This window comes from Formosa undariae, from assembly GCF_042427615.1.
Taxonomy (GTDB): Bacteria; Bacteroidota; Bacteroidia; order Flavobacteriales; family Flavobacteriaceae; genus Formosa; species Formosa undariae.
The window spans coordinates 240,258-256,203 of sequence record NZ_JBHMEZ010000013.1; the positions used below are offsets into that span (position 1 = coordinate 240,258).

17 protein-coding genes are annotated in these 15,946 nt (G+C 30.2%); all 17 read right to left on the minus strand.

The window, feature by feature from the left end; all coding sequences use genetic code 11:
* Positions 1-13 precede the first annotated feature (13 nt).
* Entirely contained in the window at positions 14-1,465 is a 1,452-nt protein-coding gene (locus ACFFVB_RS15695; protein ID WP_382384172.1) for an MBOAT family O-acyltransferase, read from the minus strand.
* Complete coding sequence (locus ACFFVB_RS15700) at positions 1,466-2,689, minus strand: glycosyltransferase family protein (RefSeq protein ID WP_382384173.1); 1,224 nt, start codon at positions 2,687-2,689, stop codon at positions 1,466-1,468.
* A complete protein-coding gene (locus tag ACFFVB_RS15705) occupies positions 2,689-3,675 on the minus strand; it encodes a glycosyltransferase family 2 protein (RefSeq protein ID WP_382384174.1) in 987 nt (328 codons plus the stop codon). Before ACFFVB_RS15705 ends, ACFFVB_RS15700 begins: the two co-directional genes overlap by 1 nt.
* Before the next feature lie 11 nt (positions 3,676-3,686).
* A complete protein-coding gene (locus tag ACFFVB_RS15710) occupies positions 3,687-4,337 on the minus strand; it encodes an acyltransferase (protein ID WP_382384175.1) in 651 nt (216 codons plus the stop codon).
* 124 nt (positions 4,338-4,461) lie between these two features.
* Positions 4,462-4,752, minus strand: a complete 291-nt coding sequence (locus ACFFVB_RS15715) for an acyltransferase (protein WP_382384176.1) — start codon at positions 4,750-4,752, stop codon at positions 4,462-4,464.
* Positions 4,753-4,809: 57 nt separating this feature from the next.
* On the minus strand, positions 4,810-5,070 hold the full coding sequence (locus ACFFVB_RS15720; RefSeq protein ID WP_382384177.1) for a hypothetical protein: 261 nt from the start codon (positions 5,068-5,070) through the stop codon (positions 4,810-4,812).
* A 113-nt stretch (positions 5,071-5,183) separates the two neighbouring features.
* Entirely contained in the window at positions 5,184-6,056 is an 873-nt protein-coding gene (locus ACFFVB_RS15725) for a glycosyltransferase family 2 protein (protein ID WP_382384178.1), read from the minus strand.
* 33 nt (positions 6,057-6,089) lie between these two features.
* Entirely contained in the window at positions 6,090-7,058 is a 969-nt protein-coding gene (locus ACFFVB_RS15730) for a glycosyltransferase family 2 protein (RefSeq protein WP_382384179.1), read from the minus strand.
* Entirely contained in the window at positions 7,051-8,166 is a 1,116-nt protein-coding gene (locus ACFFVB_RS15735; RefSeq protein ID WP_382384180.1) for a glycosyltransferase family protein, read from the minus strand. Before ACFFVB_RS15735 ends, ACFFVB_RS15730 begins: the two co-directional genes overlap by 8 nt.
* Positions 8,163-9,179 (minus strand): glycosyltransferase family A protein, encoded by a 1,017-nt coding sequence (locus ACFFVB_RS15740; RefSeq protein WP_382384181.1) that lies wholly within the window; start codon positions 9,177-9,179, stop codon positions 8,163-8,165. The genes ACFFVB_RS15735 and ACFFVB_RS15740 overlap by 4 nt, the downstream gene beginning before the upstream one ends.
* Before the next feature lie 29 nt (positions 9,180-9,208).
* Complete coding sequence (locus ACFFVB_RS15745) at positions 9,209-10,111, minus strand: alpha-1,2-fucosyltransferase (protein ID WP_382384182.1); 903 nt, start codon at positions 10,109-10,111, stop codon at positions 9,209-9,211.
* A 6-nt stretch (positions 10,112-10,117) separates the two neighbouring features.
* Positions 10,118-10,927, minus strand: coding sequence for a DUF5672 family protein (locus ACFFVB_RS15750; RefSeq protein WP_382384183.1), 810 nt, complete (start codon positions 10,925-10,927; stop codon positions 10,118-10,120).
* Positions 10,924-11,718, minus strand: coding sequence for a glycosyltransferase family 2 protein (locus ACFFVB_RS15755; RefSeq protein ID WP_382384184.1), 795 nt, complete (start codon positions 11,716-11,718; stop codon positions 10,924-10,926). The genes ACFFVB_RS15750 and ACFFVB_RS15755 overlap by 4 nt, the downstream gene beginning before the upstream one ends.
* A gap of 4 nt (positions 11,719-11,722) precedes the next feature.
* Positions 11,723-12,994 carry a glycosyltransferase gene (locus tag ACFFVB_RS15760; protein WP_382384185.1) on the minus strand — a complete coding sequence of 424 codons (1,272 nt, stop codon included), beginning with the start codon at positions 12,992-12,994 and terminating at the stop codon, positions 11,723-11,725.
* Positions 12,991-13,884, minus strand: coding sequence for a glycosyltransferase family 2 protein (locus tag ACFFVB_RS15765; RefSeq protein ID WP_382384186.1), 894 nt, complete (start codon positions 13,882-13,884; stop codon positions 12,991-12,993). Before ACFFVB_RS15765 ends, ACFFVB_RS15760 begins: the two co-directional genes overlap by 4 nt.
* Positions 13,885-15,048 carry a polysaccharide pyruvyl transferase family protein gene (locus ACFFVB_RS15770; RefSeq protein WP_382384187.1) on the minus strand — a complete coding sequence of 388 codons (1,164 nt, stop codon included), beginning with the start codon at positions 15,046-15,048 and terminating at the stop codon, positions 13,885-13,887.
* A 12-nt stretch (positions 15,049-15,060) separates the two neighbouring features.
* The coding region (locus ACFFVB_RS15775) for an ABC transporter ATP-binding protein (protein WP_382384188.1) at positions 15,061-15,946 on the minus strand (886 nt) is incomplete at its 5' end.

The following is a 15,946-nucleotide window of genomic DNA, read 5'->3' on the forward strand; positions in this document are numbered from 1 at the left end:
TTTTCATTACTTCTTAAAATTGAAAATAGATAAAAGGAGATTCATCAGTTTGCATAAACATTCCGATTAAAAAAATAATAAACATATAAAAACCAAGTCGAATAGATTTATTCCAAGTAAATCCTATTTTTTCTAAACCATACTCATCTCTTCTTCCGAACCATTCAACAAACATAAATATAAGTATCAAAACTATTGTTGTGACAGCCTTACCCATTCCGAAAAAATGTGGAATTTCAAAAAATGATGGAGATAATATCTTAAAAATTATCGAGAATGCATGTTCTACAGATTCAGAACGAAAAAATATCCACGCAAACACAGTCAATAAAAATGTAATTACCATCTTAATGAACTCGGTTAAAGATGGAAAAAAACTATCTTCTGCTATGACTTCTAGGTTATTCCTGTTCTTCTTCAACAACAACAAAGGCATAAAAAAAAGTGCATTTAATCCACCCCAAATTATAAATGTCCAGTTTGCACCATGCCAAAACCCACTTACAAGAAAAATAATAAAAGTATTCCTCACTTTCATCCACGTTCCTCCTCTACTCCCCCCTAATGGAATATATAAATAATCTCTAAACCATGTTGACAAAGAAATGTGCCAACGCCTCCAAAACTCAGCCATATCTCTAGAGAAATAGGGAAAGGAGAAATTCTTCATTAAGTTAAAACCAAATAACCTAGAGGTACCTATAGCAATATCTGAATATCCAGAGAAATCACCATAAATTTGAAAAGTAAAAAAAATAGCTCCTAAAAATAAAGTGCTTCCAGAATATTCATCGGAATTATTAAAAAACAAATTGGCATATTGGGCACAATTATCTGCAATTACAACCTTTTTGAATAGCCCCCATAATATTTGTCTTAAACCATCAACTGATTTTGTGTAATCAAACTTCCTCTTTGAATAAAACTGAGGCAATAAGTTAGAAGCCCTTTCTATAGGCCCGGCAACCAACTGTGGAAAAAAACTAACAAATGCTCCAAAAGCTATAAAATCTGTAGTTGGCTTAAGATTTCTTTTATAAACATCAATGGTATAACTTAAAGTCTGAAACGTATAAAAACTGATACCAACAGGTAAAATTATATTTAAAGAACTTGGATTAATGGGCTTACCAAAAAAACTAAATGCAGCTATAAAATTATCTAGAAAGAAATTATAATATTTAAAAAAGCCTAGAAAACCTAGGTTTACAATTATACTTAACCAAAGTAAACTTTTTCGACTTGCTCGGCTTTCTTCCGTCTTTAATTTTCTACAAATAGAATAATCTAAAATTGTACTAAATAAAATAAGAGACAAGAATCGCCAATCCCACCAACCATAAAAAACATAACTAGCAAGTAAAATTAATAAATTTTGAGCTTTTATTTTTTTATTAAAAACAAACCAATATAGTATAAAGACTATTGGTAAAAATATTGCAAAATCTAATGAATTAAATAACATCTATTCTGAATCTAAAAATTGCAATAATTTTTCTTCTTGTTTTTCAAATGAAAACAATGTCTCTCCTGCCAACCAACTACAACCTTTCATCCGTTCTAACTGATTATTTTCGCTTACTATTTCATCAATTAATTGCGCTAAAGCTATAGGATTTCTATCAGAAATAATACCTGCTCCTTTAGTTTTTTCTAAAACCTCTAATTGCCCTGCCGTTTCAGTTGCAAGAATAGCGATACCTGATTGCAAATAGTGAAATACTTTATTTGTTATAGTATAATTCCTACTTTCGGGTGTAGTTTCCTCAAATGCTATTCCCAAATCATGCTCTGCTATTCTTGAAATCAATTCACCCATAGGAACTAATTCATGGATAAATAAGCTCACGTTTTCTGGCATACTATTTTCAACAATAGATTTATATTCTTCCGTTATAACTCCGCGTAAATGCAATTGGAAATTTGTTTTAGTGTAAGGCAATGCTTCGAATAATAATTCTAATCCGCGACCTTCACTAATAACTTGAGAAAACCAATATAAACTAAAGGTACTCTTATCTTTAATATCCTTATGTAAACCATCCATCTGCATTCTTGCTTTAGAAGGAAATGCATTATAAATTGTACATGGCACTTTAGTATTATAATAACTAGCCATAGCTTCCCCCATGGCATCAGAAGTTGTATAACAGTAAGATGTGTTTTTTAATAAAAAAGCTTCTAAGTTTTCCAAGAGCGTTATTGGTCTATATATTCTGTCCTTTGGTAATAAATCTTTAGAATGCCAATCCTCGAAATCGAAAGCTACTTGTTTTTTATTTTCAATAAGCTTCTTTGCGAGCGCCATACTCATTTCTTCATGACCGATGTACAAATCTGCTTGTTCTGCATTTATCTTTTTATAGTAATTTTTAAAATCATAACCCAAAGATGCTAGGGTTTCAACTTTAAAATACTTAACTAACTCTCTACCAAATCTGCGTTGCAAACGAATACATTTTGTTTTCAAGCCATTTGTTCTTAAATCGATACCTGGCTTAAATTGGATTCTTGAATCTATTAACGTTTTGTCATTTTCAACACCCTGTGGAGTAATCCATAAAGCATAAACTGTAACATTATATCCGTGCTGAGCATAAGCATTAGCTTCTTTTACCACCCGAGGTGCACCACTTAATGGCGATTGTGTAAAAATGCAAATCTTATGAATAGTATTTTTGTTATTCACTATCGTAATTTTGAAATAAGTTTGTTGTTATGAATCCAATTCGAAAAAGACTTCGCTGACTTCCAACCTAAGATTTTTTTTATAATTTCAATAGCACTTCCGCCTAAAATAGGGAGATACGCACTTCCGCCGTAAACACTTGTTTTCTGTTGCGCTTTATTACTTAAATCTTTGTGTTCAGGCCAAGCTTCTATTGCAATAAATTTATATTGTAAAGCCATGGCATGCTTAAAATCTTTTTCGTTTATATCGTGTTGCAATAGTACCCGTTCTTTAGATTCTAAGGCCTTTAATTGACTTTCTATATGTTGTTTTTGTTTTTTACTCGCAATGTTCATACCATCACGATGCTTTCTGTAATGGTTTATAGCAATTGGATCGTAGCAAATTCCGTATGAAGCCATAACAACCCTGCAAAAAAATTCGCCATCCTGATCTTTACTTAATTTAATATCCCAAAGCCCTGCTTTATCGATTAAAGCTCGAGGAGTTAACCAAGCAGAGGTTTGAACCATTTCGAACATCCCATTAGCTCCATAAAGGTTCAATAAAAACGCTGAAGGTTTATCGGTTGAAAACATAAAGTCTTTGTCCGTAATCTTCCCAGATTCTGGAGTATCATAAAAATGATTCGTACTACACACAGCTATCCTATTCGGAAACTCTTGTAACAATTTAACCTGATTTTCTAATTTATTAGGGCTTAATAAATCATCGGCATCTAAAAACTGTATATAGTTACCTGTGCTTAATTCAAAACCATAGTTTCGTGCAGCACAAGCGCCTTTACCTTTGTTTTTAAAAACGTTTATATGTCCACTCTGAAATTTCTGAGCTAGTTCAAATGAACCATCAGTAGAATTATCGTCTATAATAATGATTTCAATATCCTGATACGATTGATCTAGAATAGATTGTATAGTATCGATAATAAATTCACTCGAATTATATAAGGGAATTATTACTGACACTTTGTGATTATCCATATATAAACTGCTTAAACATTTAAATTCTTTTTACGGAATTTTTCAAAATCACGTTGTTTAATATAACCATGGTATTTAATCTTATACTCATAATCCACCAGCTGCTCGGGATCTAATCTTTTTATGACTTTTGCAGGAACACCTCCAATTACACAATTTCCTTCAGGAAAAGATTTAGTAACAACAGACCCTGCCGCCACAATGGTATGATTTCCTAAGGTTACTCCTCCCAAAACGACAGAATTCATACCTATCCAGCAATAAGATCCGATGGTAGTATCCTTTGCTGATAGTTTCCGATGATCGTACATATCGTGATTACCACTTAATACTCCAGAATTCTGTGCGACTCCTGTGTAATCACCAAAGTACAATTTTCCCGTGCCTTGTATATACACATTTCTTTGGTAGCCAGGAAAAGTACCTACTCCAACATATATGTTTTGAACACCAACAACTCTAGAACTTTTGTGAACAGGCCAATAGGCATCCTTGTTTTTTCCTAATACTTTTTGGTTAAACCAAAAAGTAAAAGTTACGGGATAATTTGTATGTTCAAAATCTCTAAGAAATTTAAAATAAGGTAACCTAGTAATCATCCAAATAAAAATATTGAATGGATTCTTTACAATATGTAATATCTTTTCTTTAGTTATATTCAATTTTAAGACAGTTTATTTTTAACAATTTCCAAAAAGCTTAAGTCACTTGCATTTTTCAATTCTAAACCTTTTTTAATACTATAATGACAACCTTTGATTCTTTTTTTTATATTAAACATAAAAATTATATTCTTTTAATAAATTTAGCAGGAACTCCTTCTACAATTGTTTCTGACTCGACATTCATTGTAACCACAGAAGCTGCAGCGATAACAGCGCGATTACCAATAGTAGCTCCTGGTAATATAGTCACATTAGATCCTATCCAAGCTCCATTTTTAATTATAATTGGATTAGAAATTATTACTCCTTTCCACGCTGCAACAATTTTATCCGAATAATCATGATCGTGAGTATACAAAGTACAATTTGGACCTATTGCTACATCTGAACCTCTATTAACATCCTTTACCAAATCTATGATAGTAAAGTCACCTCTATGAGAATGGTCTCCAATTATAAGTTTTCCATCCTATCTTGATTCTCTAGCAAAAATAGCACAATATGTTTCTATTTTTACGGCATGACCTAAAGACCAATTCGAATTTACATATAATCGAGCATGAGCTCCTAGTTTAAATTGGTTTCCAATCTTCAATGAAGTATGTTTATCCACCAAAATTGTAGATGCTTCTTCAAAAAGGGCTTCATCTCCTACTTCTGAAATAGCCTTATCTCCGACACCAATATTTGAACGTTTTTCAATCTTACCTTTAGTACCTAAACTAAACACCTCATTACCTTCCCTAATTACAGGAAATTAAATTGAGACAGCTTTAACAACCAGAACAATTGACGAAGACATTGGTTAATGTAATATTTTATGGATATTAAAAACAATCCTCATTAACCTAATTTATTTTTAATAATATCTATATAACTCAAAGAACTAGCATCTTTCATCTCTATAGCTTTCTTTAAAGAATGATGCTTAATTGCCGATACTATTGCCCCAGCTTGTTGGTTCTTAACTTTCTTAAAAGCCTTTTCTTTATCTAATGTTGATAATGGGCATTTATCACTATTCAATAAGTCTTCAGCAATTAGCATATATTTAAACGGAACATATGGGTCAGTACGGTTATCATTCATCTGTTGATCATCATGTTCTCTATACCATACAATCCCAGGAGGCATTAAAACCACCGGGAATTTTTGAGATAATACATGCCACATTTCAAAATCGCCTAAGTGTTGTTTTCCACTAAACGCTCCCACTTTATTAAAAGCAGACTTGTTTATAATAGCTGACAATGGTGCTTTATGAAACAAATTCTGTTCAAAATAATGCCTTTTATAGGCCTCTTCTGGATTTAATTGAAAAGGATACTGCTTTTCTTTATCTTGAGCTAAAGAGCATAAACCATAACCTGCATCGGGGAACTGTTCCATATAATAAACCAATAATTCAATCCCGTGAGGGTAAATCATATCGTCGGCATCTACATATTTCAAATATTTACCCTTAGCATAACTTGCCGCTTGATTTCTATTAGGGTAATCCCCTAAATTATGTTCGTTTATATAAACCTTAATTCTTTCATCCTTATCTTGGAATGATTTTGCAATTTCAACAGACGTATCTTTAGAACGGTCGTCTACAATTATTAATTCCCAATTTTGATATGTAGAAGCGATAACAGACGCTATTGCCTCTGCAATATATTTTTCTCTATTATAAACCGTCATTAAAACAGATACTAATGGTGTACTATTCATGTTATTTAAATTAAATGGTTTTGATTAAACACATTATTTAGTTTTATAACTTTTACCTTGGGGCACATTACTACATACTGACTCATACAAATGCTCTAAATCTTCTTCACTCAAATTTAAAGCATGTTTAAAATCCAAAAAAGCTGAGTGTCTTGCATCTTTTGCTTTCCAATTAAATATAATCCATTTTGGATTCACTTTATATTTGAAATTTCTATATAATATTTTTAAAAATTCTGATTTTGAAACACTTAAATCTCTTACAAAACCAAAGGATTTATAAATAAAATATAACACTATAAAAGTACGTTTATATACAAAACCTGGATACGCATGATGATAGTGGTTAACTCGATTTCTATAATCGTAAACTATTTTATAGCCTTTTATCAACGCTGCTTTTGCCCAAAGCATATCTTCACCAAAAGCAACAGGTTTAAAAGGTATTTCAAGCAAAGCCGTCTTTCTATACATAGCAATAACATCGTCCCAACCACACAATTTAAATTGTTCTTCAGATGATAAAGAAAGAAATTGATCTTGAGTTTTAAATTGTATAGATTTAGGTTTCGGACTTGAAAATGGTCTAAACCATTCATGCGGATTAGTATCATCTCTTTTTGGAACAATTTGTTGTCCACAAACCCCCATAACCTCAATATCATCAAAGTGAGCTAACATCCTTTTTAATAAATGTTCATCTGTAGTCCAAGCATCTTGTACTGTCATGAAAACGAACTCTCCTTGACATTGAGTTATAGCAAAATTTCTCGTAGCTCCATGATTAAATGTTTTAGGATCTATAGATATCACCTTTACGAAGTCGAAAGCTTCTAAGTACCCTATAGAACCATCATTACTCCCTGAATCGATAATAACGACCTCGATGTCTTTTAGTAATGATTGTAATTGGATTCCTGCAATAAATCTTTCCAAGGTATCCATACCATTTTTAACGGGGACAACGATAGATATTTTAATATTATCAGTAGTATCAGTCATTTAATATATTTAAAATAGGTTTTATACGTGCTTCCCAAGTTGTATTTTGTAAAAAAGTCTGTAAATCTTTTTTATTTACGTTTAATTGAATTGCCGATTCAACTGCCAACTCGAAATCTTCAAAAGAATTAGCTATTGATATTAATCCATTAAAATCAACTTCTAATTTATTATGATAGTTATTTATCACTATGGCTACTCCATTTAATAAATAATCATATAATTTCATACTATTCACATCAAGTGCAGGGTTTTCAGTATACAAACCTAAAGCGACATCCGTAATTTGTAAAATATTAGAAACCTCATTTGGTTCTAAAAAACCATATAATGTAACATTATTATAGGACCTAAAATCTTTTTCAAAATCAGTCTTATAAGCATTACCTATAATATGAAATTCCCATTCTGCGTGGTTTTCAACTAACCGTTTCAACCAATCAATTTTCATCCATTTGGATAATGTACCACAATAGGTAATTTGAGGTTGTTTACAAGCTGATTTTTTTAAAGGAAACCGCATACGCTCAATAAAATTTCCATTTAACACTAATTTAGTTTGATTAAGATCATGCTTATTAAACCATTGCAACATAGACCTAGAACTACTTAAAATTAATTTAGCATTTAACCCTGCCTTTAACAACAAATCTTCACGTTCTATTTTTCGATTTAAGGGAATATTTGGGTCATCGATTATATTATGATCAGTATCAAAAACCATATCTCCTGTTATACCTAAATAACTCCAATCTAGAAATCCTTTAGGCCAATAACACCAAGAAACGCATTTTTCTTCTTTAAAATAAAAAGCTTTATGATTAACAGTTTTCAAAAACCATCTATTAAAAACTTTAGAAAATGCTCCTATAAAAGTACGCTCAGGTAATATCGGAGCTATATAGATGTTCTTAATAATTTGGTTTTTTGGTTTTCTTTTAAATATATTTTTAAAAACCAAAGATCTTGTACAACGTACTATGTTATATACATGTGTAACGTTCTCATGCTTTGATAAAGCAAATAAAATAGCATAATTTCGCCTTCTTATATTGGTCTCATTTTGGTCTTCCCATGCACCATCCGAACCAAAATAATATATAATCATTTAAACATTTTTTTAATAGACATACCTGTTTTTACAAATTTATCGCCTAAAATCGGAAAAAATATAGCTCGCCAAGTATTGGATAATTTCCATCCAACTTTTAAACTCTCTTTTATTAAAAAAAAAGCCAATTTATAATCCTTAGAAGAAATAGCGACTTTATACAAAAAATTTAAATAATTTCCTGCAAACAATTTTCCGTTCTCTGCAAGCTTACTTAAGTCCTCAGTAATTATTTCATATTTAATATCTGTCAATGCTTCTCCTCTTTGAAACGGATCACTTCCCTTCACCATTCGTTCATCTGCATATAGCAAAGCCAAATTCCTAAAAAATGTCCCACTAGATTTATGCATCTGCGTTGCTGACCCAGGATTTAATCTTAATTTGTAAGGAGACTTATTTAATATTGCAAATTTATATTTTTCTATAATTCGAAGCCATAAATCATTATCCTCACTGGTTAAAAACTCTGTTCTATAACCTCCAAATTCTTCAAAAATTTCTGTTCTGCATAAAACAGATCCATGAACTATTGGACAGAAGGGTTCAAAGTGTTCTCGTTGTGCATAAATTAATTCTTTTCCTTCAAAAATATGATCCTTAGGTTGTAAATGCGATTCAGAAATTTTACTGTTTTCTGTCATAAAATTACAACGGGTAGAGACAGCAGCAACATCTTTATGAGTTTCTAGAAAATTTACCTGCCATTCTAGCATCCACGTTTCAGAAATATCATCGGCATCATGCCGTCTTACATATGGTGTATTTATCATAGAAAGCCCTTTATTTAGACTTCTAGATACGCCCATATTTTCTTGTTCGACACTAATTATTCTAGAATCTGAATAAGAATCTATAATAGCTTGAGTATTGTCTTTAGAACCATCATTTATAATTAAAAGATTAAAATTAGAATACGTTTGTGCCAAAATAGAATCTATCGCTTCATTTAAATAAGCGGCGCCATTATATACAGGCATTAATATCGTAACAGTAATATCTCTATTCATTACTAAAATAAATTATATTTTTTAATTACTCAATTACAATTCTCAATCTTAATCCAACTCAAAGGAGTAATATCTGGATTCTCTAAATCTACTTTCTTATACCATTTTTCAGGAGCTACTACTATTTTACCTGGATTATTATTTAACCAAGCAGCCCACCAACTAAAAGTACTATTAGCTATAATATTATGTTTACACGTTTGCATTAAACGAATATCTTCATGAGGTGTTTCCATATTATGATCTACGAAAACAGTCTTATATTCAGTTTTTATATGTGCTTTAACCCACTCTGGATCATCTGAAAACACATAAAACACAGGATTATCTACTGTTTTTAAAATCGTATTAATAGCTTTATTATAATAGTCTACAGATAAAACTTGATGTATGTTTTGATAATGTTTATTATTAACATAATCACCTCTTCTGACATGTATAGAAACAGAATTACATGCTTTAATATCATTTTGATACTGTAAGTTTAACCCTTTTGGTTCAGCTTTAAATGATAGATCTTTTAAGATGGTTTCCCGTATGTCTTTAAAATAATTTTCGCATTGCCAGAATCCTTCAACATAACAATTTTCAGGAGCTTCTAATATCTTTTTATCAAAACCTGAAGATCGTTCTTTTATTATATTAACCTTATAGTACGGTTTAATTTTATTTATAACCGTATTAACTTTTCGTTTCAGGGCATTATCATACCAACCTTTACCTTCGTTAATATTTTTATTACTCGCTATATTAGCTTGAATATTACACTTGTTTAAACCAAAATCTCTAATCGTTTTTTCAACAGTTTGTTCTTTTTCAAAATGTACTAAATCCAAATATAAAGGAACTTTATGCAGTATACTTAAGTGTCTACCCAAAGCATATTGAAACATTTGATTGGCCAATCCGCCTCGTAGTTTAATTACTATCATTTAATATTATTTGATATATTTATTCCAAAATTCTGGCTCATATTTTTCCCAACCATGACAACCAAATGGTAACTTATTTTTATTTAGCTTGTATAAAAATTCCGGGTTTAACTCAAAACTAAACTTACTTGCCTCTATAGGTTCTGGTACTTTATACCAACTTATAGTACGAGATAGTTTGAATCCCCAAAATTTATCTTCGTAACCAGGAAAATCGTTGAACTTATAATGTGTATTATTTTTAAAATAAAAAAAAGCTTTAATCAATTGAAAATAAACCCCCACTTTTCCTTTAAAATTATAAGGTCTAGAAAGTAAGACAGATTTTAGATAAGACAAAGATCGTGTTCTGTAAAACCCTGTTGTTATTTTAATAAAACTACTAATTTTACGTAGTGAAAACCCACCATTTCCAACACCATAAAACGATGTATTACCTTGCCCTTTATAAAACCATGGTGCTCCTATGTAATCATAATTTTGCTCACACCAATAGTCTAATTCATCTCTAAACACCCAGGCATCTAACTGGTAGATTAACATAAAATTGTAAGCTTTAAAACGTTGATAAAACTTAGCAGACATTAATAGTTTATTATACCCTTTTAAACCTTTAAAATACAGATCTTCAAAAGTTTCAAAGACGCAGCTTACTCCTAAAGTATCACAAAGATTTTGATAATACTGTATGTCTAATGATTTTGGAGTTATAAAAGAAATCTTATGAGTTCCTAAAATTTTAAAACATTGTTTTAATGATGTGATTTCATCATCGTTTAATGTTGACTTATATATGGGAATGACAATTATATTCAATTTAGAATAGATTTAATGATGTTCTTTTTTAAAATAAATTTAGGATATAGCATAAACAAATGACACTTCTTTTTTTTAGATATATTAGACCGTAAAGCTTCATCAAATATCTCTGGTTTAACATTAAAACTAGGCCATTTATACACTAAATACTTATAATATTTTTGTTCTATAAATTTGATATCGTAAAAGTCTGAACTAAATCCATTATCGGTAAAATAAGCAATATTAGAATTTATATATTTTGATTTAATACCTTTTGAACAGAACAGCTTTAAATTCAAATCCCAATCTGCACAAGCTTTAAATCGCATATCGTAAATAGTTATACCGCTTAAAAGTGACTTATGATAAAATATAGCTTGATGACATATATTTTGTTTTAGCATTTTAAACTCATCATAAATACTATTATACGATTCGTCCAATTTTGTAGAGATTACATTTCCGTAAATAAAATTGTAATTTCCAGAATTTACTGACTCCGAAACTGTTAAAAGCACATCATTATTTGCTAAATAATCATCGGCTCCTAGAAAATATAACCAATCTCCTTTAGCTACTTTAACACCTTTATTCATGGCATCGTAAATACCTTTGTCCGGCTCAGAATGAAAAACAATATTATTATGTTCTTTAGAGTATTTTAATACTAATTCTTTTGTGCCATCTGTACTGTTCCCATCCATAACAACAATCTCAAAGTCTGAAAATGATTGTTGAAAGATAGAATCAAGTGCTTTCCCTACGAGATCGACACAATTATATGTTGGTATGATGATTGAAAACAAAATGTTATTTATTTTTATGGATAAATTTTTTTCCCTTTAAAAGAGATTTATATAACTCGATGTATAATTTAGATATACGTTCTTCCGAATAATTTTCTTCTATATAATTTCTTATTGCAACAGAATCAAATTCAGATTTAATTGTAATAAAATATTCTATGGCTTCTTTAAGACTATCGGAAGTAACTTCTGAAGCAAGTACACCATTAAATCCAGGCTTAATAACATCTAGCAACCCTCCCACGGGTGTTCCTATTACAGGAATACCACATGCCATAGCTTCTAGCATTACATTACCAAGGGCTTCTTCTCTGGATGGAAATACACAGGCATCAGATGCACTTAAAACTCTATTTAATTCCGGCTGTGATAGCGTTCCTAAATGTAGGTGGACTATTTTATTCGGAAAAACAGGAGGAACACCACCCCCTACTGTTAACACTGTAATATTCTCAGTGATATCTAACCTCTTTACAGCATCCAATAATAAATCTATCCCTTTTCTTTTATGTACTAATCCATCACTAATAAAACAAAGGACTAAATGATCTTTAGAAATATTTAATTCGGCTCGTATAGTCGTTTTATCATATAATCTATAATTATTTATATCTATACAATTTGGAATAACGTGATGTTCTAAATTAGCATGCATTTTACTTTTTTTCGACTCATCTACAATCCAATTAGAAATCCCGACAACTTTTAAAGGTCCTTTAAATTTAGAAATTGCATGTTGCTTAAGGTTTTGCATTTTAGTATTCAGGTCTCCATATACTTTTTCATTAATTAAAACATCATTATGATAATGGAAAACACCCTGAATTGAAAACAAATCTCTTAAAGTAAGAACTACTGGTTTTTTACACGTTTTAAAAAAAGATTTATAATCTAAAAAATCAGCTACAAAATGTAAATGTATAATATCACAATCTTCATAAAACTTAGTTTTTGTAATATCATAATTTGAAAAAGGCAAAGAAAGAATTTCAAATTCACCTTTTTTCCCGTTCAAATATTTATTTCTTTTTTGAATTGTGGTAATTGGATAACCGAATTTATTAGATACCGTATAAAAAATATTTCTAGTATCTTTTTGTGGTGCTATCTTAAATACATTAGTATAGTGATTGTTCTCATTTAATTCTTTAACAATCATATTAGATTCTACACCATAATTTATTAAAGAAAAATGAAGTCTATTTGCCCCTGTAAATGCACCTCCAAAACCTAGGCTATTAACATGTAAAATTTTCAACTTAGTATCGCTAATCATGAAAATTTATTTTTATGATTTTTCAATAAATTAAATGTCAATTTATCAATTGCTATTTCACTTTTAATCTTTGCATTTTTACCAAGAGAAGTAAAATAAAGAAAAAAGTAATTAGCTAAAATTCGTCTTACCAAAAATGTTTTGCTAATATTTTTATTATGTTTTGCTTGTTTTAATGCTAAAATATAATTTTCATTTTTATAAAATAAAGGGCTTCTTTTTAAATCTTGGGGACGATCATGAAAAATTCTACTTTTAGGCACTAATCCCATCTTTAATCCCGATTTATGCAACCTAGTCACGTAATCATCATCTTCTCCATAATGATCAAAAAGAGGATCAAATACACCTACCATTTCAATACATTTACGAGTTACTAACCAAGAAGCTGCGTTGGTATATCTAGTGACATAAAATGGTTTCAATTTATTTAAAAGCAGGTCTGAAATAAAACCTTTTACCATATGTGGAGCTAGGTAATTTTGGAAATTCAAGTCTATTGAATCGCCTGTTCCACTTAATTGAATTGGACTAATAATACCAAAGTTATTAATTGTGTATACTTCCAATAGTTTTTTGATTGTATCTTTTTCTACCCATGCATCTTGATTTAATAAAAAAGCGAAATCAAAGTCTTTTTCTAACACCCGGTTTAAACCTATATTATTAGCTTTACCAAATCCTAAATTGTCTTTAGACTCTATTAGCTCTACTTCAGGATAATTAGTTTTTAAATTATCTATAGTGCCATCTGTAGAGCCGTTATCTACGACTAATACATCTAGAGGAATGGAAGATTTTCTTAAGCTAGAAAAACATTTATCCACCCATTTATTGCCGTTATAAGTAACAATAATAGTTAAAATTTTAGGTTTTTTAATTCCGTCCATTTATAAAGATTCTATTCTATTTTTTATTTCGATAAAATTATTCTTAATTAAATCTTTTTGTTTAGTAATACTGTCTTTTAATATGTCCTCTTTATTTTCACAATTTAATCGAAGCATAGCTTCTTCCTTTATATTTTTAAATTCAGAAATTCTATTAAAAGGTGCGGAGATCCATGTATCAATATAATCTTTTAACTTATCTATTTTCGGATTTAAAGCCACAAAAGGTGTCTCGAAAGACATCGATGTTATAACACCGTGTAAACTAGTTCCCATAAATAGTTTACTTTTAGCTATGACCTCCATAATATACTCTACACTTACAGGGTCAATAACTTTATTAGCATATTCAGCACGTTCCGCTAAATAATTAAGCGAATCCATATCATCATGACCAGGACAATTTCCTATAGATACAAAATAAATAGGTAAACCTGTTTCTTGGCTTAACAGCTTTAATTGTTCATTAATTAAATCAAGTGAATTGCCATTTTTATGATGACCGATTTGAAAGGCAATATATTCTTCTTGAACAACAGCGTCAAACTTAAAATAATCGCTCATAATAATTGCTGAATCAGGACTAAGTCTTAAATCGTTAATATTAAAATTAGTACTTAAGGCATTGTACGTTTTTTGCTCTCGTGCACTAAAAAATAAAGATGCATTTAATGCCTTGCTAATTTTAGTATTATTTTTTTCCGAGGAAATATTATTCCCTCCAACAGCATTAAAAACTAAACTATAATTATCACTTATTTTAGTTCCAGAAGGAATAAAAGGCCATATATTATCTTTATGTCCTTTCAGTTTTATAGTAAACTTCTCTAGAAGGCTTAGCTTTTTACGTATCCTCGCCTTTTCATACAGCTTAAAATAGAATGGCCATATAAAACTATAAAGTCTAGACCAATTAGCCATTAACACTTCTCCTCCTGCTACCAATATTACTTTTGAGGCATTGCTTGAAGCATTTTTGTATAAAATATCATAACTACAAGTTGGTAATGCCCCTATATTTGATAAATCTGAACGTACACACCCTACATTAAAAAAGGTGAATTCATCTGAAGCTAAAGCCTTTTTTGCTATAATAGGAAACAATAAATCACCGTAATTAAATCTATCTGAAGCGCTTAATATGTATATTTCTTTTTTGTCCAAAATTTCACTTTTTTAATTAATGGTCCACGTTGCATTAGATAATATTAAACCTTGATAACTAGAGTTAGGTAATCTACCTGTATTAAACACATCAAATTCCTCAACTCTAATAAATGCCTCATTCACCCATGAAACAATAGATACTCCATCATTATCAAATAGTGATATTACTAAATCATATTCTCCTGGCAATAATTTATTTCTGTCTTCTTGTATTTTTAGATTTATACCTTCCTTACTGAAAATTATTTTTTCTTTTAGTTCAACATGACTATGATAAGTAAAAATTCTATTTCCGTATTTATCGTTAACACCAATTCCTATCCCTCCACTACTAACATTATGTGGAGTCTGAATATTCAAATCAAATAAAATAAATTGGCCTGAAAACACAATATTATTATCCTTACCTATACCAGAACTAACATTTAAATCAATATGAAATCCATTTTTGGTTAATTTGGCTTTATTTGCTTGCTGATTATTTGAATCTGGATTTTCCAAATATTTAAAAATACTTTCCTGAATACCTCCAGAAAAACTTATAGAACCATTAGATAAAACTATTCCTTTGTTACATAGACTTTGCACTGAAGTCATATTATGACTCACAAAAAGAACGGTACGGCCTCCACCTTTAGAGACATCTTTCATTTTATCAATAGCTTTTTTCTGAAACTCAGCATCTCCTACTGCCAAAACTTCATCAACGATCAAAATTTCTGGCTCTAAATGTGCTGCCACCGCGAAAGCAAGTCTGACATACATCCCTGAAGAATATCGTTTTACAGGGGTATCTATATAACGTTCACATCCTGCAAAATCTACAATCTCATCAAATTTTAAGCTAATTTCTTGTTTGGTCATTCCCATAATGGCTCCATTCAAAAACACATTC